At 67.3% G+C, this 25615-nt stretch carries 26 protein-coding genes; 3 read left to right on the top strand and 23 right to left on the bottom strand.

Annotation, left to right across the window (positions count from 1 at the left end; all coding sequences use genetic code 11):
- Window positions 1-143: 143 nt before the first annotated feature.
- The 20 genes from alaS to ASE89_RS17015 form a co-directional block, all read right to left on the bottom strand.
- Window positions 144-2786: an alanine--tRNA ligase gene (alaS, locus tag ASE89_RS17105; protein WP_056680129.1), complete on the bottom strand. Its 2643-nt coding sequence runs from the start codon at window positions 2784-2786 to the stop codon at window positions 144-146.
- Window positions 2787-2830: 44 nt separating this feature from the next.
- Window positions 2831-3394: a GNAT family N-acetyltransferase gene (locus ASE89_RS17100; protein WP_183935213.1), complete on the bottom strand. Its 564-nt coding sequence runs from the start codon at window positions 3392-3394 to the stop codon at window positions 2831-2833.
- Entirely contained in the window at window positions 3391-4197 is an 807-nt protein-coding gene (locus ASE89_RS17095) for a LysR family transcriptional regulator (RefSeq protein WP_056680126.1), read from the bottom strand. Before ASE89_RS17095 ends, ASE89_RS17100 begins: the two co-directional genes overlap by 4 nt.
- Complete coding sequence (gene apaG, locus ASE89_RS17090) at window positions 4194-4592, bottom strand: Co2+/Mg2+ efflux protein ApaG (RefSeq protein WP_031393907.1); 399 nt, start codon at window positions 4590-4592, stop codon at window positions 4194-4196. The genes ASE89_RS17095 and apaG overlap by 4 nt, the downstream gene beginning before the upstream one ends.
- Window positions 4589-5794, bottom strand: a complete 1206-nt coding sequence (locus tag ASE89_RS17085; RefSeq protein WP_056680123.1) for a trans-sulfuration enzyme family protein — start codon at window positions 5792-5794, stop codon at window positions 4589-4591. Before ASE89_RS17085 ends, apaG begins: the two co-directional genes overlap by 4 nt.
- 57 nt (window positions 5795-5851) lie before the next feature.
- Window positions 5852-6985, bottom strand: a complete 1134-nt coding sequence (locus ASE89_RS17080; RefSeq protein ID WP_236701846.1) for a glycosyltransferase family 2 protein — start codon at window positions 6983-6985, stop codon at window positions 5852-5854.
- Window positions 6982-8028 (bottom strand): 3-isopropylmalate dehydrogenase, encoded by a 1047-nt coding sequence (leuB, locus tag ASE89_RS17075; protein WP_056680842.1) that lies wholly within the window; start codon window positions 8026-8028, stop codon window positions 6982-6984. Before leuB ends, ASE89_RS17080 begins: the two co-directional genes overlap by 4 nt.
- A gap of 40 nt (window positions 8029-8068) precedes the next feature.
- Window positions 8069-8800, bottom strand: coding sequence for a DNA repair protein RecO (gene recO / locus ASE89_RS17070; RefSeq protein ID WP_056680120.1), 732 nt, complete (start codon window positions 8798-8800; stop codon window positions 8069-8071).
- Window positions 8801-8879: 79 nt separating this feature from the next.
- Complete coding sequence (locus tag ASE89_RS17065; protein ID WP_082451655.1) at window positions 8880-9782, bottom strand: GNAT family N-acetyltransferase; 903 nt, start codon at window positions 9780-9782, stop codon at window positions 8880-8882.
- Window positions 9782-10735, bottom strand: a complete 954-nt coding sequence (locus ASE89_RS17060; protein WP_056680118.1) for a polysaccharide deacetylase — start codon at window positions 10733-10735, stop codon at window positions 9782-9784. The genes ASE89_RS17065 and ASE89_RS17060 overlap by 1 nt, the downstream gene beginning before the upstream one ends.
- A 116-nt stretch (window positions 10736-10851) precedes the next feature.
- The gene (gene uvrC, locus ASE89_RS17055) at window positions 10852-12777 is read right to left on the bottom strand and encodes an excinuclease ABC subunit UvrC (protein ID WP_056680115.1); all 1926 of its coding nucleotides are present in this window, start codon (window positions 12775-12777) and stop codon (window positions 10852-10854) included.
- A 273-nt stretch (window positions 12778-13050) separates the two neighbouring features.
- On the bottom strand, window positions 13051-13371 hold the full coding sequence (locus ASE89_RS17050; protein WP_056680112.1) for a DMT family transporter: 321 nt from the start codon (window positions 13369-13371) through the stop codon (window positions 13051-13053).
- A gap of 182 nt (window positions 13372-13553) precedes the next feature.
- Complete coding sequence (locus tag ASE89_RS17045) at window positions 13554-14186, bottom strand: F0F1 ATP synthase subunit B family protein (RefSeq protein WP_037529993.1); 633 nt, start codon at window positions 14184-14186, stop codon at window positions 13554-13556.
- Window positions 14179-14673 (bottom strand): F0F1 ATP synthase subunit B family protein, encoded by a 495-nt coding sequence (locus tag ASE89_RS17040; protein WP_056680109.1) that lies wholly within the window; start codon window positions 14671-14673, stop codon window positions 14179-14181. Before ASE89_RS17040 ends, ASE89_RS17045 begins: the two co-directional genes overlap by 8 nt.
- A gap of 55 nt (window positions 14674-14728) precedes the next feature.
- Window positions 14729-14956 (bottom strand): F0F1 ATP synthase subunit C, encoded by a 228-nt coding sequence (locus tag ASE89_RS17035; protein WP_031394300.1) that lies wholly within the window; start codon window positions 14954-14956, stop codon window positions 14729-14731.
- Between the two features lie 43 nt (window positions 14957-14999).
- Complete coding sequence (locus ASE89_RS17030; RefSeq protein ID WP_037529996.1) at window positions 15000-15758, bottom strand: F0F1 ATP synthase subunit A; 759 nt, start codon at window positions 15756-15758, stop codon at window positions 15000-15002.
- A 70-nt stretch (window positions 15759-15828) separates the two neighbouring features.
- Window positions 15829-16149, bottom strand: coding sequence for an AtpZ/AtpI family protein (locus ASE89_RS17025; RefSeq protein ID WP_031394298.1), 321 nt, complete (start codon window positions 16147-16149; stop codon window positions 15829-15831).
- Between the two features lie 264 nt (window positions 16150-16413).
- Window positions 16414-16794 (bottom strand): YdbL family protein, encoded by a 381-nt coding sequence (locus ASE89_RS17020; RefSeq protein ID WP_031439562.1) that lies wholly within the window; start codon window positions 16792-16794, stop codon window positions 16414-16416.
- Between the two features lies 1 nt (window position 16795).
- Complete coding sequence (locus ASE89_RS20035) at window positions 16796-16972, bottom strand: YnbE family lipoprotein (RefSeq protein WP_081874129.1); 177 nt, start codon at window positions 16970-16972, stop codon at window positions 16796-16798.
- Window positions 16973-17019: 47 nt separating this feature from the next.
- Window positions 17020-20142 carry a YdbH domain-containing protein gene (locus ASE89_RS17015; protein WP_236701845.1) on the bottom strand — a complete coding sequence of 1041 codons (3123 nt, stop codon included), beginning with the start codon at window positions 20140-20142 and terminating at the stop codon, window positions 17020-17022.
- A gap of 173 nt (window positions 20143-20315) precedes the next feature.
- Here ASE89_RS17015 and radC point away from each other — a divergent pair, with 173 nt between their 5' ends.
- Window positions 20316-21008 carry a RadC family protein gene (gene radC, locus ASE89_RS17010; RefSeq protein WP_056680102.1) on the top strand — a complete coding sequence of 231 codons (693 nt, stop codon included), beginning with the start codon at window positions 20316-20318 and terminating at the stop codon, window positions 21006-21008.
- A 76-nt stretch (window positions 21009-21084) separates the two neighbouring features.
- On the opposite strand, the gene ASE89_RS17005 is transcribed toward radC, so the two are convergent.
- The gene (locus tag ASE89_RS17005; RefSeq protein ID WP_156363529.1) at window positions 21085-21522 is read right to left on the bottom strand and encodes an EF-hand domain-containing protein; all 438 of its coding nucleotides are present in this window, start codon (window positions 21520-21522) and stop codon (window positions 21085-21087) included.
- Window positions 21523-21756: 234 nt separating this feature from the next.
- On the opposite strand from ASE89_RS17005, the gene purB reads away from it, so the two are divergent.
- Together purB and ASE89_RS16995 are read left to right on the top strand one after the other, a co-directional pair.
- The gene (purB, locus tag ASE89_RS17000; protein WP_031441496.1) at window positions 21757-23055 is read left to right on the top strand and encodes an adenylosuccinate lyase; all 1299 of its coding nucleotides are present in this window, start codon (window positions 21757-21759) and stop codon (window positions 23053-23055) included.
- Between the two features lie 556 nt (window positions 23056-23611).
- Complete coding sequence (locus tag ASE89_RS16995; protein ID WP_056680096.1) at window positions 23612-23878, top strand: hypothetical protein; 267 nt, start codon at window positions 23612-23614, stop codon at window positions 23876-23878.
- A 55-nt stretch (window positions 23879-23933) separates the two neighbouring features.
- On the opposite strand, the gene ASE89_RS16990 is transcribed toward ASE89_RS16995, so the two are convergent.
- Both ASE89_RS16990 and dnaJ read right to left on the bottom strand, forming a co-directional pair.
- Complete coding sequence (locus tag ASE89_RS16990) at window positions 23934-24401, bottom strand: TM2 domain-containing protein (protein WP_056680093.1); 468 nt, start codon at window positions 24399-24401, stop codon at window positions 23934-23936.
- 60 nt (window positions 24402-24461) lie between these two features.
- Window positions 24462-25598, bottom strand: coding sequence for a molecular chaperone DnaJ (gene dnaJ, locus ASE89_RS16985; RefSeq protein WP_056680090.1), 1137 nt, complete (start codon window positions 25596-25598; stop codon window positions 24462-24464).
- Between the last annotated feature and the right edge of the window lie 17 nt (window positions 25599-25615).

Genomic DNA, 25615 nt, shown 5'->3' with positions numbered 1-25615 from the left:
CTTCGCCGGGGTGGTGTGGGGGCATTTGACAACTCTCTACTCACTGTTCCCCCCGCGAAGGCGGGGGGCCCAAGGTAGCGGGCGCTGCCGGTACTTAGCTGGGCCCCCGCGTCCGCGGGGGAACGGCCCAGAACAAAAGCCCCTCAGCCCGCCAGCTTCGCCCGCACCGCCGCGACCGCATCCGCCGCCTTGTCCCCATCCGGCCCGCCGCCCTGCGCCATATCAGGACGGCCACCGCCACCCTGCCCGCCAAGCGCGGCTACCGCGATCTTCAGCAGGTCGACCGCATTATGGCTCGCGACCAGATCCGCGGTCACGCCGACCGCGACCGAGGCGCGGCCGTCGTTGATCGCGACGAGCATCGCGATCCCCGACCCCAGCCGCTGCTTGGCCTCGTCGACCGCGCCGCGCAGGCCCTTCGCCTCGAAATCATTGAGCACCTGTCCGATAAAGGCCACGCCGCCGACCTGCTCGGGTCCCGCCGCCTCACCGGAACCACCGCCGCCGAGCGCCAGCGCCTTCTTCGCATCGGCCAGCTCACGCTCGAGACGCCGGCGATCCTCGATCAGCGCCGCGACGCGCGCAGGCACCTCGTCGGGGGTCGATTTCAACGCCGCTGCCGCCTCACGCAGGCGATCGTCGCGCCCGGTCAGATAGGCACGCGCGGCCTCGCCGGTCAGCGCCTCGACGCGACGCACGCCGCTCGACACCGCGCCTTCGCCGACGACCTTGAACAACCCGATATCGCCGAGCGCGGTTACGTGCGTGCCGCCACACAGTTCGATCGAATAGGTGCCCTCGTCGGTCGAGCCCATCGACACGACGCGGACCTCGTCGCCATATTTCTCGCCGAACAGCGCCATCGCACCCATCGCGATCGCGTCGTCGGGGGTCATCAGCAGCGTCGTCACCGCGCCATTGCCGCGGACCTGCGCGTTCACATCGGCCTCGACCTGAGCGATGTCGGCGGGCGTCATCGCGACCGGCTGTGAGAAGTCGAAGCGCAGGCGATCGGGCGCGACCAGGCTCCCCTTCTGCGCGACATGCTTGCCGAGCCGTTCGCGCAGCGCTTCATGCAGCAGATGCGTTGCGGAGTGGTTGGCACGGATCTCCGCACGACGCGCGACGTCGATCTGCAGCTTGACCGTATCGCCGACCTTGATCCCGCCCGACTCGATCATCGCATGATGGACGAACACGCGGCCGAGCTGCTTCGACGTCTCGGTGACGTTTGCGCGCAGCCCGGTGTCGGTCGAGATGTGCCCGGCATCGCCGACCTGCCCGCCGCTCTCGCCGTAGAAGGGCGTCTGGTTGACGACGATCGACACCGTATCACCCGTCGTCGCATGGTCGACGCGCGCGCCGTCCTTGACCAAGGCGACGACCTCGCCCTCGCCGGTGTCCGAGGCATAGCCGAGGAACTCGGTGCCGCCGCTCTGCTCGACGATATCGAACCAGATATCGTCCGAGGCCTTGGCGCCCGACCCCTTCCACGCAGCACGCGCGGCGCGCTTCTGCTCGGCCATCGCGGTGTCGAAGCCTTCGCGGTCAACCGCGAGCCCGCGTTCGCGCAGCGCGTCCTCAGTCAGGTCGTAGGGGAAGCCATAGGTGTCGTAGAGCTTGAACGCGACGTCACCCGCGAGCGTCCCCTCGGTCATGTCCGCGGTCGCCTCGTCGAGCAGCTTCAGCCCCTTGTCCAGCGTCTGGCGGAACCGCGTCTCCTCCTGCTGCAGCGTCGCCTCGATCAGCGGCTGCGCCCGGAACAGCTCGGGATAGGCCGCGCCCATCTCGGTGACGAGCGACGGCACCAGCCGGTGCATCAACGGCTCCTTCGCGCCCAGGATATGCGCGTGGCGCATCGCGCGGCGCATGATCCGGCGCAGCACATAGCCGCGGCCTTCATTCGCAGGCAGCACGCCGTCCGCGACCAGGAAGCCTGCGGTGCGCAGGTGATCCGCGATCACGCGGTGGCTGGCTGTGTTCGCGCCGTCGGTCGCGGTATGCGTCAGCGCGCCGGAGGCTGCGATCAGCGCCTTGAACGTGTCGGTATCGTAATTGTCGGTGACGCCCTGCATGACCGCGGCGATCCGCTCGAGCCCCATGCCGGTGTCGATCGAGGGCTTGGGCAAATTGCCGACGATCTCGGCATTTTCCTGCTCATATTGCATGAACACGAGGTTCCAGATCTCGACGAAGCGATCGCCGTCCTCGTCGGGGCTGCCGGGAGGGCCACCGGGGATGTGATCGCCGTGATCGTAGAAGATCTCCGAGCATGGCCCGCACGGCCCGTTGTCGCCCATCGACCAGAAATTGTCCTTGGTCGGGATGCGGATGATGCGGTGCTCAGGCAGCCCGGCGATCTTCTTCCAGAGATCGAACGCCTCGTCGTCGGTGTGATAGACGGTCGCGGTCAGCTTGTCCGGCGACAGGCCCCAGTCCTTGGTCAGCAGCGTCCACGCATGCGTGATCGCCTGTTCCTTGAAATAATCGCCGAACGAGAAATTGCCGAGCATTTCGAAGAAGGTGTGATGCCGCGCGGTGTAGCCGACATTGTCGAGATCATTGTGCTTGCCGCCCGCGCGGACGCACTTCTGGCTGGACGTCGCGGTCGTATAGGGGCGCGATTCGAGGCCGGTGAAGACGTTCTTGAACGGCACCATCCCCGCATTGACGAACATCAGCGTCGGGTCGTTCTGCGGCACGAGCGGCGCAGAGGGCACGATCTGGTGTCCCTGCGAACCAAAATAGTCGAGGAAGCCGCGGCGGATGTCGTTCGTCGATGTCATGCCGCCGACTTAGGCGAGCAACCGGGTTCGCTCAAGTGACCGCGTTACGCGGATTGTGGCAGGGCCGCCGCCAGCCAGTCATCGGCGTGAAGCCCGTAGATCAGGCTGTCGCGCAGCCCCATATGCGTCTCCCATTCGCCGCGCAGCAGCCGTTCGCGCCGGAACCCCAGCCGTTCGAGCAACAGGATCGACGCGCGGTTCTCGCTGTCGGCATCGGCGAACACGCGGTGCTGCCCCTCGGCAAACAGCTGATCGAGCACCGCCGATACCGCCTCGCTAGCCAGGCCGCGGCCCCAGTGCGCGCGCGCGAGGATGAAGCCGATCTCGGTCACCCCCTGCCCGCGCATCCGCCCGCCCGACACCCAGCCGATCGCCCGGTCGTCGCCGTGCCGGGTGATCGCCCAGGCGCGCCAGTTCACGTCGGCGGCATCCTCGACCAGATAGAGCCGCGTCGCCTCGATCGACGTCAGCGGACCATCCGCGGAATAGGTCATCAGGTCCGCGTCGGCGAGCGTCGGGTGCAACGCGACCGCGTCCGCCTGAACGAGCCGACGCAACCGGAGCCGCGGCGTCACCAGCACCGGATGGGGCAGCGCGCGACGCCTCAAGCGATCAGCGCATCGACGAGCGCGCGCACTTTCTTCTGACGCCACTGCGGCAGCGGCGCGACGAGCCAATAGCCGCCACGCGACGGCTGCGCGTCGCCGATGATCCGGACCAGCCCCGCATCGAGCCCGCGCCGCGCCAGCAGTTCGGGCACGGTTGCCCGCCCGAGCCCCGCCGCCGCCGCATCGATCGCAAGCCCTGCATCACCGACGCGGACGAGTGCCGTGGCATCCCCCGCCGCCGGGTCGAGCGCGGGCGCGCCGGGCCAGGCGATGATCGCCTCGGACGCGCTGCCGGTCGCGGCGATCGTGACGAGCCCTTCGGATTCGAGCGCCTCGCCCTCATTCTCGCCAGGACCATCGCCCCAGCGGATCGCGAGGTCGAGATTGGCCTCGGTAAAGTCGACCGTCTCGTCCGCGGTGATCAGGACGAAGCGCAGGTCGGGATCCGCCGCAGCAATCTCGGCGAGCCGCGGCATCAGCCATTTCTCGGTCAGGTCGCGCGGTGCGGCGATCGTCAGCGACTTGGACGTCTGCCCCGCCTGCATCGCACGGACCGCCTCCTCGAACTGGAGGAAGCCGTTGCGCAACGGACCGAGCCCCGCCTCGGCCTCGGGCGTCAGCTCGAGCCCGCGCGTGGTCCGCCTAAACAGCACGACGCCCAGCGTGTCCTCGAGCGCGCGGATCTGCTGCCCGACCGCGGCGGGGGTGACCGCGAGCTCATCGGCGGCGCGCGTGAACGACAGGTGGCGCGCCGCCGCATCGAGCACGCGCAGCCCGTTCAGCGGCAGGTGCGTACGCTTCACGAAATCACCGCCGGGGCGCTGAGCGAGAAATGCGGGATCGCCACCTCGAACACCGCACCGGTATCATCGACCATCCGGTAGGATCCACGCATTGCACCCGTCGGCGTCGCCAGCGGGCAGCCCGAGACATAGTCGAAGCTCGCACCCTGCTCGATCAGCGGCTGTTCGCCGACCACGCCCTCGCCCTCGACGGTGTGGCGCGCGCCATGCCCGTCGGTGATGATCCAGTGTCGCGTCAGAAGCTGGACCGCGCCGGGCCCGTCATTTTCCAGCCGGATATGATAGGCCCAGAACCAGCGCCCGCGCTGCGGCTCGGACTGTTCGGGCAGATAGCTGACCGAGACGCGCACCGTCACCCCGCGCGTCGTCGCCGCACTGGGGAACAGCGCCTTCACAGCCCGACCTTGCCCAATGCCCGGTCGAGATCGTCGATCACGTCGCGCACGTCCTCAAGCCCGACATTGAGCCGCAACAGCCCCTCGGTCACGCCCATCTCAGCCTGCTTGTCGGGCGAGACGCTGGCGTGCGTGGTCGAGGCAGGATGCGTCATCAGCGACCGCGAATCGCCGATATTGTTTGAGATATCGACCAGCTCCAGCGCATCGAGCAGGCCATGCGCCTGTTCACGCCCTTCGACCTCGAACGCGAAGATCGGGCCGCACGCGTCCATCTGACGCATCGCGAGCTCGTGCTGCGGATGGCTGGCGAGGCCGGGGTGCAGCATCCGCGGTACGCGCGTCTCCAAAAACGCGCCGACCTTCTGCGCATTCTCAGACTGGCGGCGGATACGCAGGTCGAGCGTCTCGAGCCCCTTGAGCACGACCCACGCATTGAACGGCGACAGCGTCGGCCCGGTGTTGCGCGTGAAGGGCAGCAGCGTGTTGGTGATGAAATCCTCTGTCCCGCACACCGCACCCGCGAGCACGCGGCCCTGCCCGTCCATCATCTTGGTCGCGCTGTACGCGATGACGTCCGCGCCGAACTCCATCGGCCGCTGCAACGCCGGTGTCGCGAACGCATTGTCGACGACCGTCGTGATCCCGCGCTCGCGCGCGATGTCGCACACCGCCTTCAGGTCGACGATGTCCATCGTCGGATTGGCAGGCGTCTCGAAGAAGAAGACCTTGGTTTCGGGCCGCACCGCGTCGAGAAACGCCTGCGGGTCGCGCGCATCGACGATCGTCGTGGCGATCCCGAACTTGGGTAGCAGCGTATCGGTCAGCCAGCGGCACGATCCGAATGCCGCGCGGCCGCCGACCAGGTGATCGCCGCTCTGCAACTGGCACAGCAGCGCCGCGGTCATCGCCGCCATGCCCGTCGCCATCGACCGGCATGCCTCGGCCCCCTCGAGCAGCGCGATCCGCTCCTCGAGCATCTGCACCGTCGGATTCTGGAGCCGGGAGTAGGTCATCCCGTCCTGCTCGCCGGCAAAGCGCGCCGCGGCGTCACCGGCCTTGTCGTAGCAATAGCCCGAGGTAAGGAAGAGGGCTTCGGACGTTTCGCCATATTCGCTGCGGGCGGTGCCGCCGCGGATGGCCTGCGTCTGCGGACGCCAGTTCTGGGTGATCGAACGATCTTGGCCGGTCTTGCGCTTCATGGCGACGCTTTGCCGGGGGCGGGCGGTGATGACAACCCCCGCGGAGGGTCGCGTGCGCTAGTAGCGCCCCCAGGTAAACCTGGATGACAGCGCATAATTCCACACCGCGCCGACCAACACGCCGATCATCGCCGACACCGCCCAGGCGTCGTTGCGCACGTCGTGCATGAACGCTGCAATCCCGACATTGGCGATCGCGCCGACCGAACAGATCAGCGCGAACGATACCCAGCCATCGGCGAGCTGCCGCCACCCCTTCAGCCGCCGGTCGCGATAGGTCAGCGCGTTGTTGAGGAAGAAGTTCATCGTCAGCGCGGCCAGCGTCGCGCCGATCTGCCCGATCAGGAACGACGTCCCGATCCCGAGGAACAGCGCGCTGAGCACCGCCATATGCACGCCGATGCCGAGCACGCCGATCGCCGAGAACATCGCGAACCGCACCGGCACGAACCGCCCGAACATCCGGTCGTACAGCGCGATCAGATATTCCAGCGCGACGACGTGATCGAGCTTGCTCTCCCCTTCGGTCCGGCAGCGGAAGGTATAGGGCAGCTCGGCGAACCGCAGCGGCTCGGGCGCGGCGGTCAGGAGGTCGAGCAGGATCTTGAACCCGATCGCCGAGAGTCTGGGCGCAAGCGCGCGCGCGACGTCGGTACGGATCGCGAAGAAGCCGCTCATCGGATCGCTCAGATCCGCCTTGAGCACGCGCCGCGACAGCCGCGTGGCGAGCGCGGACTTGGCGACGCGGTCGCGATCCCAGTCGCCGGTCCCGCCGCCGCTGACGAAGCGCGATCCGATCACGACGTCGTGATCGCCCGCCTGAAGGAGGTCGAGCATCTTTGGCAACAGCGTCTCGTCATGCTGCAGATCGCCGTCGATCACCGCGACGACGGGCGCGGCGGTCGCGCACAGCCCCTCGATACAGGCCGAGGACAGCCCGCGCCGGCCGATCCGCTGGATCACGCGGACGCGCATGTCGCTCCGCCCGAGCACGCGCGCAGCCTCGGCGGTGCCGTCCGGGCTGTCGTCGTCGACGAAGATCGCCTCCCAGCGCCGCCCCGCCAGCGCCTGGTCGAGCTTGGCGATCAGCGCCGCGACGTTCGCCTTTTCGTTGAACGTCGGGATGACGACCGCGATCTCGAGCGTGTCCGCCCCCGCGCCCTTCACCGGGTCCAGCTCGACCGGACTCACCCGAGCGATGCGATCACCGCGTCGCCCATCGCGCGCGTCGTCAGCGTGCCGCCGAGATCGGGGGTCCGCGCGCCGGCCAGGATCGCCGCTGCCACCGCCGCCTCGATCCGGTCGGCCGCCTCGGCCTTGTCGAGCGAATGCCGCAGCATCATCGCCGCGGACAGGATCGCGGCACAGGGGTTCGCCTTGCCCTGCCCGGCAATGTCGGGCGCGCTGCCATGGATCGGTTCGTATAGACCGTGACCCCGTCCATCGAGTGCGGCGGACGGCAGCATGCCGATCGATCCCGCACACATCGATGCCTGGTCGGATAGGATGTCGCCGAACAGATTGCCGGTGACGACCACGTCGAACTGGCCGGGATCGCGCACGAGCTGCATCGCCGCGTTGTCGACATACATGTGGCTGAGCGCGACGTCGGGATAATCGGCCGACACCTCGATCACGACGTCGCGCCACAGCTGCGACGTCTCCAAGACGTTGGCCTTGTCGACCGACAGAAGCTTGCTCTTGCGGGTGCGCGCGGTCTCGAACCCGACGCGCGCGATCCGGGCGATCTCCGCCTCGTCATAGCGCATCTCGTCATGGCCTTCGCGCAGGCCCTCGGCGGTCGTCCGGATGCCCTTGGCGCCGAAATACACGTCGCCGGTCAGCTCGCGGACGATCACCATGTCGATGGTCCGCGCGATTTCGGGGCGCAACGACGACGCATCCTCCAGCCCCGCGAACAACTTGGCCGGACGCAGGTTGGCGAACAGCCCCAGTTCCTTGCGCAGGCCCAGGATCGCCTGTTCTGGTCGCAAATGCCGTTCGAGCCGATCGCAATCGGGGTCGCCGACCGCACCGAACAGCACGGCGTCCGCGCGCCGCGCGAGCGCCAGAGTCTCGGGCGGCAGCGGATGCCCCGCCGCCTTGTACGCCGCACCACCGACCAGCGCCTCGTCGAAGCTCAGATCGAGGTCGAGCCGGTCGAGCACGCGGCGCGCCTCGGCAGTCACTTCGGGTCCGATGCCGTCGCCGGCCAGTATCGCGATCAAGGGCATGTGCGTTCCTCCGCCGCCGCCCTTGCCGGGCAAGCCGCGCTCACGCAACCGCCCTTTTGAGCCGATCGACGAGGCGAGCCCGCGCTGCGAGCGGTTCGGCGCGGCGTTCGACCAGGACATCGCGCGTCAAAAAATGCTCGGTCAGGCGCAGCCCGTCGAAGATGTCCGGCCACCCCGCCTCGCCGCCAGCGGTGAGAAACGCGGGCAGCGGCAACAGCTTGGCTTCATAGCCCTGCGCCGCGCCGCGCGACACCGCCGCGCCGGTGCGCGGGCTGACGAATGCGAGGTCGTCGACCGCACCACTCGCGACGCACTGGTCGAGATCGAGACCGAATCCCAGTTCCGCGAGCAGCAGCAATTCGTACCGCACCAACGCCGCCGCCCAGCCTCGGGCCGAAGGCGCCGCCTCGATCGCGCCGAGGACGCCGTCGAGCGCATCGTGGATATGCGGATAGGGCTGCGCCTCCGGCAGCGCGACCGCGGCCAGCGCCGTCGCCCATTCGAGCGCACCCGCCGCGAGCGGCTCGCCGTGCAGCGTCGCGCGGCTGTGGATCAGCTCGGCGGTCAGCGCGGCGAGCTGGTCACCGGTCCGCGCGCGCCATTCGCCCTGGATCACGTTCGCCGCGAGCAGCACCGGCCGCATCGCCCGCGACCGCCCGCCGCGCACATAACCCGGCTGCACGCCGTCCTCGCGCGTCAATGCCCGCACGATCGCGCCATGCTCGCCATGCTGGCGAACGGCGACGACGATGGCGGACGCGCGGAGATGCATCGCCCGTTCTTACGCGCGCGTCGTGACGAACGGGAGCCTCGAAAACCGTCGCTGATCCAGATCCGCCTGTCAGGCGCGCTCAGCGCCGGATCCCGCGCATCATGCGTGCGAGCCGCGGATGCGACAGCGTCCGCTTCGCCCAGCCCGCCGCGCCATCGAACGCCCCCAGCGCGGCCACCGTCGCGCGGTTCGCCAGCGTCGGCCGCAACAGCAGCAGATCGACGCACGCCGTCCCCGTCGTCGCGAACTGCCGCTTGTGCTGCCCCTCCCCCTCGGTGAAATCGAACCAGGCGAAGCGGTCGTCGAACAGCTGCCGCATCGCCTCGACCTGTAACACCGCACCCGGCGACAGAGCGTTCTCGGCGGGGTCATGCCCGACATGGTCATAGCGCAGCGTCCCGCCTTGCGCGGTACAGCAGAGATAGGCGATCGGCCGGCGCTCGATGAACAGCAGCCAGGCCCGCACCCGGTCCGCCGCGGCGAGCGTCTCGAAACCCTGCAGCGCCGCCTCACCGTCAGGGAGCCCCGATTCCAGCAGCCGCTCCTGATAGGTCGTCGCCGACACCGTCCGCGCCAGCGGGTGAAACACCGCGATCTCGGCAGGGGTCCGATAGCCGCGGATGTCGAGCGTACCGCCCGACAGCGTCGCCAGCCGCTTCGTCTTGCGCCTCAGCCCCGACCGCGCACTGCCCGACAGCGTCGCGAGCCATGCCGCCTCGCCGATCCGCAGGTCGGCGTGATACCGGACATAACGCTGCCGGACGACGGTCAGCAGACCACGCGTCTCGAGCGCGTCCATCCGGTCTGCGGGCAACGAGGTGATCACATAGCCATCGGCCTGTGTCGGCAGCGCGGGCAGGATCGGCACGCCGCCCGCCAGCACATCGTCGAGCGACAGCGCGACGCGCACCAGCCGGCGCGGGATCGTCGCCAGCGTGCGCGCGCCGAGCTGGAACTTCAGGCGGACGCTGACCGCGGTCATCAGGCGCGTTCTTCGACCCAGTTCGACCAGAGCTGCTCGGCCTGGCGCAGTCCCCGCCGGATCGGATCGCGCGCCAGCGGCCGGTCGTACTGGCCAAGGGCCAGCGGCGGGCGATCGCGGAAATGCCGGGTCGGCAAGTCGGTGCGCAGCTCCGCCAGCGTCGCGCACAGCGCCTCGAACCGGCGGACATGGACGGCGTTCGCGCGCGTGCCCTGCCGATTCGCCAACTCGAAACCATGGCTGACGATCGTCGCGGCGACATGCCCCCGGGCCGCGGCGTGCTCGAGCGCATCGCGGCTCTCGTTCGCGGACAGGGCGCAGAGCTGCAGCGTGCGCAACTGACCCGGCCGATCCTCGATCACGGTCACCGGGATCTCGATCAGGCCGTGCGCGGCGATTGGCGCGATCTGACGCGGCGACAGCGAGATCCTGCTCGCATCGCACGCCGCCGCACCGTTATGGCTGCTGTCATAGGCGAAACCCAGCGCGGCGAGCGCGGCGAGCGTATCGTCGTTCGCGGCATAGCTGCCCGCGCGAAACGCGATCGGATCGGGCGCACCCGCGTCGATCAGCAGTTCAGTGGCGCGCAGGATCAGCGCGTATTGTTCGGCCAGCGGATAGTCGGACAGGTCGAATTTTGCGTGATTCGCGCCGCGGTCCCGCGCGATCGCGGCGGTCCAGGCGGGATGGAGATGCAGCTGAACCTCCTGCCCCGCGTCGAGGATCGTCGCCACCATCCGCCGTACCGGCTCGATCCCGAAGGTCAGCGCGGGCATCGGGTCGACGAAGAAACACGCCTTCAGCCCGTACCGCCCCAGCTTGGCGAGCTGATAGCTGACACCGACGCCCGCAGGCTCGACCGACCGGTGGTAGATCGCATCGCTGCCAAGACCCGCGCGGTGGTGCCGCCAGGCAAATTCGGTGTCGATCGTCAGGAAAACTGCCGTAGTCACGTCACTGGCCTAGTGTCCCGTGGTGAAGATAAGGTTTCCGCCTACGAGACAGGCGTGACCCGACCTCCGCAATCTATCGGCCTCAGCCGAAGATTGATCAACATTATTAAACTGAATTATCTTGAATGGTAAAAGTCGTACACCTGCTGTGCGACCGCTGCGGACACGCCCGGCGCCTGCTGCAGATCCTGCAGGCTGGCGTTGCGGACCGCGCGGCCGGTGCCAAAATGCATCAGCAGCGCCTTCTTGCGCGCCGGGCCGATGCCGGGGACCTCGTCGAGCGGGCTCGCGCCGATCGCCTTGCTGCGCTTGTCGCGGTGGACGCCGATCGCGAAGCGGTGGACCTCGTCACGTAAGCGCTGGAGGTAGAACAGCACCGGCGCGTTGACGGGCAGCTGGAATTCGCGGCCGTCGAGCATGTGGAATACCTCGCGCCCGTCACGGCCATGCTGCGGCCCCTTCGCGATCCCGACGAGGCACACGTCCTCGACGCCTAGCTCCTCGAGCGCGGCCTTCACCGTATTGAGCTGCCCCTTGCCGCCGTCGATCAGCACCAGGTCAGGCCATTCGCCCGAGTCGCGATCGGGATCCTCGGCCTGCGCGCGCGCGAACCGCCGGGTGAAGACCTCACGCATCATCCCGAAATCGTCGCCCGGGATGGTCTCCTTGTTCTTGATGTTGAACTTGCGATACTGGCCCTTGCGGAAGCCTTCGGGGCCGGCGACCACCATCGCGCCGGTCGCGGCAGTGCCCTGGATATGGCTGTTGTCGTAGATCTCGATGCGCTGCGGCGGCTCGGCCAGGTCGAACAGGTCGGCGACCTCGCGCAGCAGCTTGGCCTGCGTCGTCGACTCGGCCTGACGTCGCTCGATCGCCTCGACCGCATTGCGCTTGGCCTGGTCCATCAGGCGACGGCGATCGCCGCGCTGCGGCACCTGCACCGCAACCTTGTAGCCCGCGCGCTCGCCCAGCGCCTCGACCAGCAGCGCGCCTTCGGGAAGCTCGCGGTCGAGCAGGATCTGGCGTGCGGGAGGCACGTCCTCGTAGAACTGGCCGAGGAAGCTGGTCAGCACCTCGTCCTCGGGCACGTCGTTGGTGTGCTGCGGGAAGAAGCTGCGATGCCCCCAATTCTGGCCGCCGCGGATGAAGAAGGCCTGGATGCCGATCAGCCCGTCCTTGCACGCCATCGCGAAGATGTCGGCGTCGCCCACCCCTTCCGCGTTGATCGCCTGCGTGCCCTGGATGAACGTCAGCGCCTTCAGCCGGTCGCGCAGCAGCGCGGCGAGTTCGAAGTCCATGTTTTCGGCGGCAGCCTGCATCTGCGCGCCGAGCTTGGCCTGCACGCCGGTCGACTTGCCCGCGAGGAAGCTCTTCGCGTCCTCGACCAGTTCCTTGTACGCGCCCTCGTCGATCCGGCCGACGCACGGCGCGGAGCAGCGCTTGATCTGGTAGAGCAGGCACGGCCGGTCGCGGGTCTTGAAGAAGCTGTCGGTGCAGCTGCGCAACAGGAACAGCTTCTGGAGCGCGTTGAGCGTGTTGTTGACCGATCCGGCGCTGGCAAACGGGCCGTAGTAATTGCCCTTCGCGCGCCGGGCGCCGCGGTGTTTCTGGACGCGCGGGAACTCATGGTCGTCGCGCAGCAGGATGAAAGGGAAGCTCTTATCGTCGCGCAGCAGCACGTTGTACGCGGGGCGATAGCGCTTGATGAGCTGCGATTCGAGCAGCAGCGCCTCGGCCTCGTTGTTGGTCGTGACGATCGTCATCGACCGGGTCTGCGACACCATCCGCTGGAGGCGCTTGGTGAGCCGTTCGACCTGGACATAGTTGGCGACACGGTTCCTGAGCGCCCGCGCCTTGCCGACATAGAGCACGTCGCCGCGCGCATCCTGCATCCGGTAGACGCCGGGGCGGATCGGCAGCGTGTCGAGCACGTTGCGGATCGCCGCGACACCCGCCGCAAGATCGGGCGCCTCGCCGCCGCCGCGGACGGCGAAGGTGGATTTGTCTTCGTTGAAACGGTCTGGGGAATTGGGGGAGGACATCGCTGGGGAATCTAGGGAGTCGGAGGGGGTTATGCCAGCCGAGGACAGTGATGTTCACGCGGAGACGCGGAGGCGCGGAGAGAAGATTGGGGGAGAGCGGCGCCCGTTCTCAAATCGCCGAAGGCTTAAACTCACCCGGCACTGGCCAAGACGCCAGCCCGGCATGCAGCACCTCCGCGTCTCCGCGTCTCCGCGTGAACCATCCTTCTCTTCGCGCCATAGCGCCTTCGCGTGAACGAACCTTCTGAACGCCCTGCGGGCAAAGGCAGAAGCTCAGGTCTGTGCGAACACCTTGGTGCCGACGATACCGACTACGGTCAGTGCCATGAAACACGCCTGGACCCCGCTGACCTTGTCGCCGAAAAGAATCACGCCACCGATGATCACGCCGATCGCCCCAGCGCCGGTCCAGATCGCATACGCCGTACCCGCCGGCAGCCCGCGCATAGCGAGCGCGAGCAGGCCCATGTTGACGAAGCTCAACACGATCGGAACCGAAGACGCCTGCCACGTGGCAACGGTCGCTGCCCATTTGAGGCTGAGCGCCCAGGTGATTTCGGTGATCACGGCAACGCCGAGGATGAGCCAGGACATAAGGGTATCTCCAACGGGCTCAGATTGGAGACGCAGCCGCCGGAAACCCGGGAAGAGACGGCCGCCTGTGAAAAACGAAAAAGGCGCCGAGCGAACGACCGTTCCCCCGTCGAAGCGGGGGTCCAGAGTTGCGGGCGCCGTGTCGTGGGAACCTGCCCCCGCTTTCGCGGGGGAACAGGCGATTAGTTCAGGCGGCCAAGCCCCGAGATCGACCGATCGACCATCGCGCGGTCGGCGGCGGCATCGTGATGCTCGGCGATCAGGATACCGGCGGCCTTGGCAGCGGCGTCAGCGGCCCGCGCACGGACCTCGGCGATCGCGGCGCGCTCTGCGGCGGCAATCTTGTCCTCCGCCATTTTGGCGCGACGCGTCATCAAATCCTCGGCACCCGCCTTGGCCTTGGCGATGATCGCCGCGGCTTCGGTATGCGCATGCGCCTTCATCGCTTCGGCTTCGAGATGCGCGGTCTTGGCCTTGGCCTCATACTCCGCACGGATCGCCTCGGCTTCGGCGCGCAGCGCCTTGGCCTCGTCGAGCTGCGTGCGGATCCCGGCGATCTTGGCGTCGAGCGACCGCCCGATCATGCCGGGGACCTTCTTCCACACCATCAGCGCCAGGACGATGATCATCGCGATCGCGACCCAGCCGGTCGAGTTGACGCCGAGCGCGGTCGGGTCGACGACATGCTCGACGGTCCCAGGCGCGACGGTGTGACCCTGCAACCCCTGATTGTCGATCGAGCCTTCGGGCGCCATGCCCTCGGCCGAGATCACCTTGGCCGGTGCGTCCGGGTTGGCGGCGGGGGTATTAGCCATGAGCCATCGTCCTGCGTACCGCATCGCTCGCCGAGTCCAGGCTCACCTGAAGTCCGGCGACCTTGTCGGCCAGTTGCTGTGCCGCTTCGGCTGCGACATTCTGAAGATTGGCGAGGGCCTGCGCCTTCGCATTCGCCACGGCGAGATCGTGATGACCCAGACGCTCGGCGATGTCGGCATCGGCCGCATGGACCTGCTGCTCGAAGGCCATTGCCGCTCGCTTGGCCGCGGCCGCGGTCTCGGCCTGCGCCGCAACGCGGGCCGCATCCATTTCGGCCTGCCAGGTCGCCTGGACCGTATCGGCCTGCGCCCGTGCAGCGACTGCCGCTGCCAGATCGCCCGCGATTCGGCCTTCACGCGCGTCCACGGTCGACACGATCTTAGGCACCATCCCCTTGCCGATCCCGAAATACAGGATCCCGAAGGTGAGGAGCAGCCAGAAGATCTGTGAAGCGTAGGTGGCGGCTATCTGGGCAATCTGGGGCATGGCAGTCCTTCGTGATACGGCCGGACGGGATATCGCCCGGCCAGATCAGCGCATGTTAGGCGACGAACACCAGGATGATCATCGTGACGAATGCGAGCAGACCGAGAAGCTCGGCAGCCGCGAAGCCGATGAACAGACGGCCCTGCTGGCTGTCTGCAGCGCCCGGGTTGCGCAGCGCGCCAGCGAGGAACTGAGCGAAGACGTTACCCACGCCGAGTGCGGCGAGGCCCATGCCGATCGCTGCGAGGCCGGCACCGATCATCTTTGCTGCGTTGACGTCCATGTTAAAACTCCCTTGGAAAATCAGTAGTGGTTCGAAAGAAAACTTAGTGAAGGTTCACGGCGTCGTTCAGATAGACCGACGTCAGCAGCGCGAACACATAGGCCTGGATCGCGGCGACCAGCAGCTCGAGCAGCGTGATGCCGATCATCAGCAGCATGCTCGGCGCGGTCACCAGACCGATATAGACGCCGCCCAGGTTGATGCCGTTGATCACGAAAGCCGCCAGCACCTTCAGCAGGATATGCCCCGCGGTCATCGCCACGAACAGTCGCAGACCCAGCGAGAACGGACGCACCAGGAACGACATCAGCTCAACGACGAAGATCAACGGGATCATCAGCGCGGGCGTGCCGCTCGGCACGAACAGCGAGAAGAAGTGGAAGCCGTGCTTGCCGAAGCCGACGATCAGGACGATCGCAAAGCTGATCAGCGCCAGCACGCCGGTGACGGTCATGTGGCTGGTCACGGTGAACGGGTGAACGCCCGGCACGATACCGAACGGCAGCAGGCCGATGATGTTCGCGAACAGGATGAACATGAACAGCGAGAAGACGTAAGGAATGAAGCGCTTGCCGCCGGGCCCGACATTCTGCTCGAGCATGCCCGAGATGAAGCCCGTAAAGCCCTCGACCGCGGCCTGCCAGCGACCGGGAACGAGCTCGCGCTTCATCCCGCCGATCATGAAGGCCCAAAGTGCGACCAAAGTCACCACCATCCACATCGCGGAATTGGTGAAGGACAGGTCGTAACCACCTACGATCCAGTGCGAGCCGAACGCCGGCTCGATCAGGAACTGGTGCATCGGATCGATCTTGCCGCCCTGTTCTGCCGCCACGTGGAATCCCTGCCGTCTTGAAACGACAAACGCCCGGCTACTCCGGGCGTTCGCCTGAAATTCGAATGATTTGCCTGAACGCAACCGCAATTCCGAGGAACAGCAACACGATCAGACCCCAAGGCCCAGTGCCGACCCAATGGTCTATCAACCATCCGATCAGCGCACTGCCGACGAGACTCCCGATCAGGGCGGAGATGACCCGATTGCCCTGCGAGTAACCCCGCTCGGCATCCGGCCCTCCCTGCCCCTTTTTCAGCGTCTCCCGAGCCTTGACCTCCCTCAATCGCTCATCGAGCGCGGAAAGTCGCGGATCTTCAACACCGTAGGGGTCCTGTCCGGGTTCGATCTCCGCCACGACATGCTCTCCACCTGATACGACACCGGGGAGATATACGCAGCGACGAGCGATCCCGCCAAGGCGCGGTCCGTTTAGAAAAGGGGGGGGGCCAAGTCAACCGGTGTGACAGTATCGTCATCAATGTGGTGACTGCGGGGCGCGTTACGCCCTGTCCCATCCGTCATCCTGACGAAAGTCAGGATCCAGAGCTGCAGGCGGACCGTGTACAGCTCTGGATCCTAGGTCGAGCCCAGGATGACGGAGGGCATCAGGACGGCATGCTCAGACGCAGCGCGAATCACGCTCCGGCGCGGCGGCGGTGCGCGTCTTCCACACACCACCCGGCGTCTTGTACTTCTCGCCCGGATTGGTCCCCGCGATCAGGTTGCAACCGCTGGTGAACGCCAGCTGCTCGACCGTCGCGCCGCTCGCCTGCGCCTTGGCGGTATAGGCCGACTTGCGCTGGATGTTGATGCTGTTGACCAGCGCGCGCAAATCGCCGCTCGCCGCGCCGACCAGCCCGAGATAGCCGTCGGGCTGCTCGCCGACCTCGCCGCCCGCGCGCGCCGCGGCATAGGCGGGGTCACGCTGCGCCGACGCGGCAACCGACAGGCCGCCAAGCACAGCCACCGCCGCGATCATCGTCAAAGCCTTGATCTTCATCTCAGAATATCCCCGGATTCTGCTGGATCAGCGATTTCGCCTCGCCATCGAGACGATAGACCACTTCCTGCGTCACATTGATGTTGAGGTTGATCTCGATCGGCTTGTCCGGCGCCGACACGTTGATGCAGCCCGGCAGGGCGGCGGCGGTCGTGACCAGAAAGACGATCGTCCTCATCCTGTGCAAGATCGGTCTTTGCTCCAGCTTGTTCAATCCTGTTTCGGTCATGGCACGATCCTGCTTTCGGCGGGCTGAATGGATGGGGCTGCGGGAACGGCAGGCCCGGGGGATGGCGGCGCGGACTGCTGCTGGATCAGCGCGGGCAGGTTGCGTTCGATCAGCCGCTTCGGATCATAGAAGCTCTGCGCCGAATCGAGCAGCCCGCGAAACGGCGCCTTGATCCGGATGTTGAACACGAAGGGCAGCTTCTGCAGCCGGCGGACGATGAAGTTCGACTTCGCCCCCTCGCCCTGGCTGATCCCGGCAAAGCGCACGTCGGTCACCATCTCGCCCGCGAGCGGCCCGTTCATGCCCACGCGGAGCGACTGATAGCGCAGCGACTTGAGCGCCTGGAAGGCGATGTTCGCCCAGATGCCGAGATCCTTCTGGCTGAGATCGCCGACATAGGCGAGCGTCCCTCCGCCCGGCCGGACGCGCAGGTCGCCGCCCTCGATCCGACCGCCCGTCTCGTCGAAGATCATCGGCAGCACGCCGTCGAATATGCCGGTCGCGTCGAGATTCTTGAAATCGAACTGCTGCAGGAACTGGTCGGCGGCCATGTTGGCGATGTGGAACGTCATCCGCCGCTCGCTCTGCGCGGAGAAATCGAGCAGCGTCTGGTCGAGCGTCAGCGATCCGCCCGCAAACGGCCACGCCCCGCCCTCGACCCGCACACGCGCGCCCGGCAGGGTCTGATAACGGACCGTCCCGTCGCTGACCGGAATGCCGGGGTTGAGCGTCCGGATCGTCGCGACCTGCCCCGGTGCGCTTTGCAGATTGAGCAGGTCGGTGAAGCGGATCTCGGTCGCGATCCCGGTCACCGGGCCGAACGCGGCGGCAAGGTCGGTGCCCGCGGTTCGGAACACCCCGGTGCTCGTTACGCCGTCAGGGGTCCACGCGATGTGCCCGTCGCCGCTGACCGAACCGTTGACGTCGGCGATCACGCCGAACGTCAATGGCGTCAGCGCCTCGGGTTGCAGCGCGTCCTTGGCGAACACGATCCCCGGTACCAGCAGGTCGGCGCGGCCGATGCCCGTGCTCAGTGCATGGACCAGCGTGACGTCGGCGACCTTGGTGCTGCTGACCGGTTCGTACAGCGTCCCCGCCGCGGTGATCGTGCCGCCGACCAGCGACAGCGTCACGCCGCGCGCCGCGACCGGCTTGAACCGCGCGGTGGCGGCGGCGTCGCTGACACCCATCGTGCCGTCGAGCGCCAGCGCACCGCCGATCAGCGTCCAGTCGCCCGCCGCCTCGTTCAGCAGCAGCGGCACATTGCCGATCTGCCCTGCCCCGCCGGTGAACGCGCCGGCGATTCCCTGCGTCGTCATCCGCCCGGTGATCGTCGCGAAGTCCAGCCGCGTGACCCGCTCGGGCGCGCCGATCCGGGTCTGCACGCCGTCGATCGCAAAGCCCCGGTCGGCCAGCCGCAGCGTCGCGCCGCTCGCGTTCAGCGTCAGCGGCGTCCGCCCCAGCCGGCCCGACAGCGCTGCCGCCGCAATCCGCGCACCACCGCGCAGACGTCCGCGATCGATCTGCACCAGCGCTCCGTCGATCGGACACAGCGACAGCCGCGCGGGGTCGAGCACCAGTCCCGACACCGCCAGCCGCTGCACCGCAAGCGGCGTGCAGCCAGTGTTCACGACGAGCCGCGTTTTCCCGTCCCAGCGGGCATCGATCGGCATCGACAGGCCTTCGACCCGGTCCTTGCCGCTGCTGCCGATCGGACCGTCGAGTGTCACCTGCGTCGTGATCGCGGTCGCCCCGCCGGGCGTCGCGCTGAACCGCACCGGGGTCACCGCCAGCCGCGCGCCGTCCACGACATAAGGCGCGACCGTCGCGACGCCACGGACGGGCGCACCCGGCCGGGCCTGGGCGAGCGCGATGCGCGCCTGCGGCAACCCGCCACCCCGCGTCGCAAGAGTCGTATCAAGCGTGACGCCTCCGCCAGACGCACCGCGTCCAGGCCATGCGAACCGGAGCCCCTCCCCGCCATCAAGCAAAATCCTCGCGCCGCTCGCCGAAGCGAGCGCGAGGCGTGACAGCACGGCCTCGCCGCGCCCGCCGCGCTGCTGAACGGCGATCACCGCATCGGCGGCAAAGCCCTTTGCGGCCCGCGTTACGGCCTGCACCGCTGCGTCCATGAGGGGCGCGACCGGCGACCCTGCTGCCGATCCCTGCAACGCCTCCACCCCGGCAAGCCGGCGTGGGGCCACCGCGGCACCCGCCGCGCGAACGCGGCCCTCGAACGCGATCGTCTCGCCGAACCGGTAGGATCCTGTGATCGCCACGCGGCGTGCGCGGCCCTCGGCCGTCCGCACGGTATCCGCTGCGATATCCGCCATGCCCGAGGTTCCCGCGGCAGTGCCCGCGAAGTCGACGTCGCCCTTGGCCGCGGCGAACGTCGCTCCGGGCAGGACGGCCGACCCGGTCGCCAGCGCGGCCCGCCCCTGCCAGCGATCGAGCGCCGCACCGAGCGTCAGGTCGAGCGTCGCGGCGACGCTGTCCGCGCGCGGATCGCCGCACGTCAGCTGCCCTAGCCGCACCGGGCCCTTCAGGATCGGTTTCGCCGCATCGATCCGCACGCGGACCGTCGCGGCAAGGCGATCGCCCGTACAGCCGCCGACGCTCAGCCGGTCGCTGACCGCAACAAGCGAGCCCCTGAAACCGTCATCGAGCTTCCCCGTCCCGGTGAGTTTCAACCCGACCAGCCCGTAAGGCGTCTCCAGCCGCATCCGCGCATCGTCGACGGTCGCGTCGAGCGCGGGCAGCGCGAACGGCTTGCCCGAGGGGGCGGGCAGAAGGCGGTCGATCGCCCCCAGCGACAACCGCCCGTCGACCAGCCGCCCGCGCAGCCGCACCCGCCCTGCGCGCACCGCCTCCAGATACGGTCCCGACAGCCCGATCCCGGTCCGCGTCTCGACCCAGTCTGCGACCAGATCGGGATCTGCCGGATCGCCGAGCACGACATTGGTCAGCCTTTGCCCGCCAAGCGCCAGGTCGGCGATCTCGTAGCGCGCAGGCACCTCGGCCCGCGCGAGTTCGCGGTCGATGAAGCCCGTAGCGATCTGCTTGCGGAGTACCCAGACTCCGATGAGCAGGGCGAGCAGGACGAGTGCTACGACCAGCACGATTCGCTGAATCCGCGCAAGTCCGCCGCGACGGCGGGCCGGCGCGTGACGGCGAGGGTCGGGCCCTGTCTCGCTCGTCTCCGTCAACCGCTTACTCCGTCACGCTTTCCCGGCCTGCATAGGCGGTAGCGGGGGCGTCATGCAATTGCGGCTGGATGTGCTAGCATCCGGCCATGGCGGGGGCAGACGATATAGCCGACGAGCGCAAGGGGCACCGGGCGCGGCTGCGCAAGCGGCTGTTCGAGGGTGGCGGAGAGGCGCTGCTTGATCACGAGCTGATCGAATATCTCCTCGCCGTCGCGATTCCCCGTGCCGACACCAAGGCGCTCGCCAAGGCGCTGATGCGCGAATTCGGCGGGATCGGCGGCGTGCTGACCGCCGATCCGGCGGCGCTGGCGCGCGTCGATGGCATGGGCGAGATTTCGACCGCCGCAGTCAAGATCGCGCACGCCGCCGCGCTTCGTCTGTTACAGGCGCGTGTCGGCGAGCGGCCGGTGCTCGCCAACTGGCAGGCGCTGCTCGACTATCTGCGCGCGGACATGGCGCACCACGTCATCGAACGGTTCCGCGTGCTGCATCTCAACACGCGTAACATGCTGATCCGCGACGAGGTGATGAGCGAGGGTTCGATCGACCAGGCCGCGGTCTATGTCCGCGAGGTGATCCGCCGCGCGATCGATCTCGGCTCGGCCTCGATCATCCTCGTCCACAACCATCCCAGCGGCGACCCCTCCCCCAGTCGCGCGGACATCGAGATCACCCGCACGATCGCGGAGGCGGGCAAACGGCTGGGGGTCGCCGTGCACGACCACATCATTATCGGCACTGCCGGCCACGTAAGCCTCCGCGCGCAGGGACTGATCTGACGGACGCATGACACGAAAAGGCCGCCGGGGTCAGCCGGCGGCCTTGAGGTCGCGAGGGTCCTCCCGCGCGTTTGGTTCAGCCGGCCTGGGTCAGGAATTTGGTCAGCTCGGCCTTGGTCAGCATCTTGTTCTTGTCGGCATCCGCCTGCGCGAACGCTCCATCGACCCATTTGCGCGTCTCGGGCGCGGCCGCGACCGTGGTCGGGTCCGACTGCGTCTTCAAGGCGACCATCCAGGCGCCGAATTCGGATGTGCTCAGCAGATTGTCGCCATTCTTGTCATATCCCGGAAATTCCGCATCGACGACCTGCGCCACCTGCGCCCCCGTCACCGGCTGCTGCGCAGTCGCTCCCGCAGGATTGCCCTGCATCGTCGAAGGTGACGGCGACTGCGGCGAAGATTCCGTCTGCGCCATGGGCTGCGTCGATGAGTTGGGCGCCCCGCCGGGCATGGTCTGCGCGGATGTCGGCGTCGCAAGCGCGATCGCACCGATAAGTAGAGTAAATTTCAGCATGTCTTCTCTCCTGCTGCGACCTAGGTGGCGACTTTCCAGTCGCGAAGGTCGTTCGGTCGGATAGTAGGCGACACCAATGCATGACTGCCGCGCAGGGTTCCGTCGGCGTCGCCCGATCCCCCCGGGGTTGGGTTTGAACCTTGCCGTCCGGCCTGCTACCGCGCGACCGATTGCCGCCGTGGGTCCCGCCGGGGCGCGCGTCGCGCCTCCTTTCCCTAGCCACAGGAAATCCCGATGGTCCCCCGCTATTCCCGCCCCGACATGGTCGCGATCTGGACGCCCGAAGCGCGCTTCAAGATCTGGTTCGAAATCGAGGCGCACGCCACCGACGCGCTCGCCGAACTCGGCGTCGTGCCGAAAGAGGCCGCGGCCGCGATCTGGGAAAAGGGAGCGTTCGAAGTCGACCGGATCGACGAGATCGAGCGCGAGACCAAGCATGACGTCATCGCCTTCCTGACCAACGTCGCCGAGCATGTCGGCCCCGAGGCGCGCTTCATGCATCAGGGCATGACCTCGTCCGACGTGCTCGACACCTGCCTCGCGGTCCAGCTGGCCAAGGCGAGCGACATCCTGATCGCCGACCTCGACGCGCTGCTGGTCGTGCTCGAACGCCGCGCGCGCGAGCACAAGATGACGCCGACGATCGGCCGCAGCCACGGCATCCACGCCGAGCCCGTCACCTTCGGCCTGAAGATGGCGCAGGCGCATGCCGAGTTCGCGCGCAACCGCGCCCGACTGGTGGCGGCGCGCGCCGACGTCGCGACCTGCGCGATCTCTGGCGCGGTGGGCACGTTCGCCAACATCGACCCGTTCGTCGAGGACTATGTCGCGGGCAAGCTCGGCCTGTCGGTCGAGCCCGTCTCGACCCAGGTCATCCCGCGCGATCGCCATGCGATGTTCTTCGCGACATTGGGCGTGATCGCCAGCTCGATCGAGCGGCTCGCAACCGAGATCCGCCATCTCCAGCGCACGGAAGTGCTCGAGGCGGAGGAATATTTCTCGCCCGGCCAGAAGGGCTCGTCGGCGATGCCGCACAAGCGCAACCCGGTGCTGACCGAGAATTTGACCGGCCTCGCGCGCATGGTCCGTGGCTATGTCACCCCCGCGCTCGAGAATGTCGCGCTATGGCATGAGCGCGACATCTCGCACTCGTCGGTCGAGCGCTATATCGGCCCCGACGCGACGATCACGCTCGACTTCGCGCTCGCGCGGCTGACCGGGGTGATGGACAAGCTCGTCGTCTATCCGGCGCGGATGGAGAAGAATCTCAACAAGATGGGCGGGCTCGTCCATTCGCAGCGCGTCCTCCTCGCGCTGACGCAGGCCGGGGTGAGCCGCGAGGACGCCTATCGCCTCGTCCAGCGCAACGCGATGAAGGTGTGGGATTCGGACGGCGCACTCTCGCTGCTCGACCTGCTCAAGGCCGATCCCGAAGTGACGCTGAGCGATGCCGAGCTCGAGGACAAGTTCGACCTTGGCTATCACCTCAAGCACGTCGACACGATCTTCGCCCGGGTGTTCGGCGCGGCCTGACGGCGGGAGTTAGACTAACCCCCTCGTCATCCTGACGAAAGTCAGGATCCAGAGCCAAGCAGCGCCGCACCGCGTTACTCTGGATCCTGACTTTCGTCAGGATGACGGGTGGGGGGAGAGGCTAAGCACACCAAAGTGCACGAAACGCAATTACGATTTCATGTTACAAAGTTGCGACAGCTCGCAACTATCGCCATATCACCGATGCCGGATATTACTCCGGCATCGGAGACCTACCCATGCGCATGTTCGAAACCGTGACCAGCTCGATGCTGGCAATCGCGGCTCAAGCGCTGGTGGTCGGGGTGGTCATTTCCACCCTCTGATCCATCGGCCCGCCCGCCCCTCCAAGGAGGGGCGCGGCTAGGGCGGACGCTTCCAAAGCGTACAGCGTATTCTGCACCAGATTTCCGGATTTCTCACCTACTACCGGGATAATTGCACAGGATCCGAAAACAGCAATAGCACGGCGATCCAAGGCTTTAGGTGTTTGGCATCATTAATGCACTGACACACTCGTCATGCCAACCGGCATGGGTTTCGTGAAAGGCCAGACATGCTCGCTTCCACCAAGATCCGCCCCGCCCTCGCTCTCGCCAGCGTCGGCGCCGCCACCTTTCTGTTTACTGCCGTTTCCGCGCAGGCCGCCGGCGCCAAGCCGATCAGCGTCACCCTGCCCGCCAGCGTCTTCAAGGACGATACGAGCCGCGTCTGCATGCCGCGCACTGTCCTTGGCCGGAAGGTCGACAAGACGCTGCCCGAGACGATCTGCGAGACACGGTCGCAATGGAGCGCCCGCGGCGTCACCATCATCACCAAATGACGCTAGTGGAGACGGCCCGGACGGCAGCGCGTCCGTCCGGACCATCCCACAAGGACTAAACGCGCGGATAACGCGCGGCGAATTCCTCATCCGACATCATCAGATATCGGACCATGTCGATAAAGGCCCAAGGGAAAGTGACCGCCAGCCCGATCAGCGTGATGCTGAGGACCAGCATCACGATGCCCGATCCCGTCCGCCCGAGATAGAAGCGGTGAATGCCCAGCGTTCCGATCAGGAACGAAATGAATGCGGCAACATATTTGTTGCGATCGCTGGCCGCGGTAGCACGCGCCGACGGCACGGCCGGCCCGGCGCGCCTGGGACCGGGCGCCACCGCCGACGGCAGTGGAAAGACGCTGAGCGCCCGGTCGTCAGCGGTTTCGAAATCGACCCCCTCCCCGATCACAGGCTCGCCGCGGTGCGCCCAGTCCTCGGACGTGAAACGATACCTTTGGCCATCCTGCCCCGCCACAAGGCCTTCGCCCGTGCGGACGTCGACACCCAATACCTGCCCGCGCATCTCGTCCCCCAACTTATGGTTCTTATCCAAGCACCGACTGGAACGGGTGCCTGCCGCGGCCTATTCCGCGGCGAAGACGCCCTTCAGCTTGGCGAAGAACCCCTGACTGTCGGGGCATTCGTCGCCGGTCTCGGTTTCGCGGAACATCTCGAGCAGTTCCTTCTGCCGGTTCGACAGGCGGGTCGGGGTCTCGACGTCGATCTGCACGACCAGATCGCCATGACCACGCCCCTGCAACACCGGCATGCCGGCACCGCGCTGACGCAGCTGCTTGCCCGACTGGATACCTGCCGGGATCTTCACCTCATGCGTGCGCCCGTCGAGGCCGGGGATCGACAGCGATCCGCCGAGTGCCGCGACCGTGAAGCTGATCGGTGCGCGCGCGAACAGCGTCGTGCCTTCGCGCTCGAACAGATTATGCTTGGTGACGTGGAGGAAGATATAGAGGTCGCCCGCCGGTGCACCGCGCGCGCCGGCTTCGCCCTCGCCCGTCATCCGGATCCGCGTGCCTTCATCGACACCGGGTGGCACGTTGATGCTGAGCGTCTTGGTCTTCTCGACCCGGCCTTCGCCGCGGCAATCGGGGCATGGATCGGCGATCACCTGACCCGCGCCGTTGCAGACCGGGCAGGCGCGCTCGACCACGAAGAAGCCCTGCTGCGCGCGGACCTTGCCGTGACCGCCGCAATGCTGGCAGGTCTTGGCACGCGTACCGGCCTTCGCGCCCGACCCGTCGCACGTGTCGCACACGGCCGAGACGTCGACGGTGATCTCGGTCGCCTTGCCGTGGAACGCCTCTTCCAAGCTGACTTCCATGTCGTAGCGCAGGTCGGCGCCGCGACGTGCCGACGATCGGCCACCACCGCCGCGCTGCGCGCCGCCCATAAATTCGCCGAAGACGCTTTCGAAAATGTCGCTGAAGCCGCTGAAATCCTGCGCGCCGCCGCCATGACCGCCGCCCCCGCCATTCTGGAACGCGGCATGGCCGAAGCGATCATAGGCCGCGCGCTTCTGGGGATCCTTGAGGCAGTCATAGGCCTCGCTGACCGCCTTGAACTGGGCCTCCGAATCCTTGCAACCGGCATTCTTGTCCGGGTGATATTTCATCGCGAGCTTGCGGTAGGACGACTTGATCGTCCCCGCATCCGCGGTCCGCTCGATCTCGAGCAGTTCGTAATAGTCTGTCTGGGTACTCATAGCGGCCCTCTTAGCCC

The organism is Sphingomonas sp. Leaf30, from assembly GCF_001422525.1.
In the GTDB taxonomy this organism is placed as follows: Bacteria; Pseudomonadota; Alphaproteobacteria; order Sphingomonadales; family Sphingomonadaceae; genus Sphingomonas; species Sphingomonas aerolata.
The sequence above is the reverse complement of the archived record's forward strand: the minus strand, read 5'-3'. Positions and strand labels throughout refer to the sequence as shown.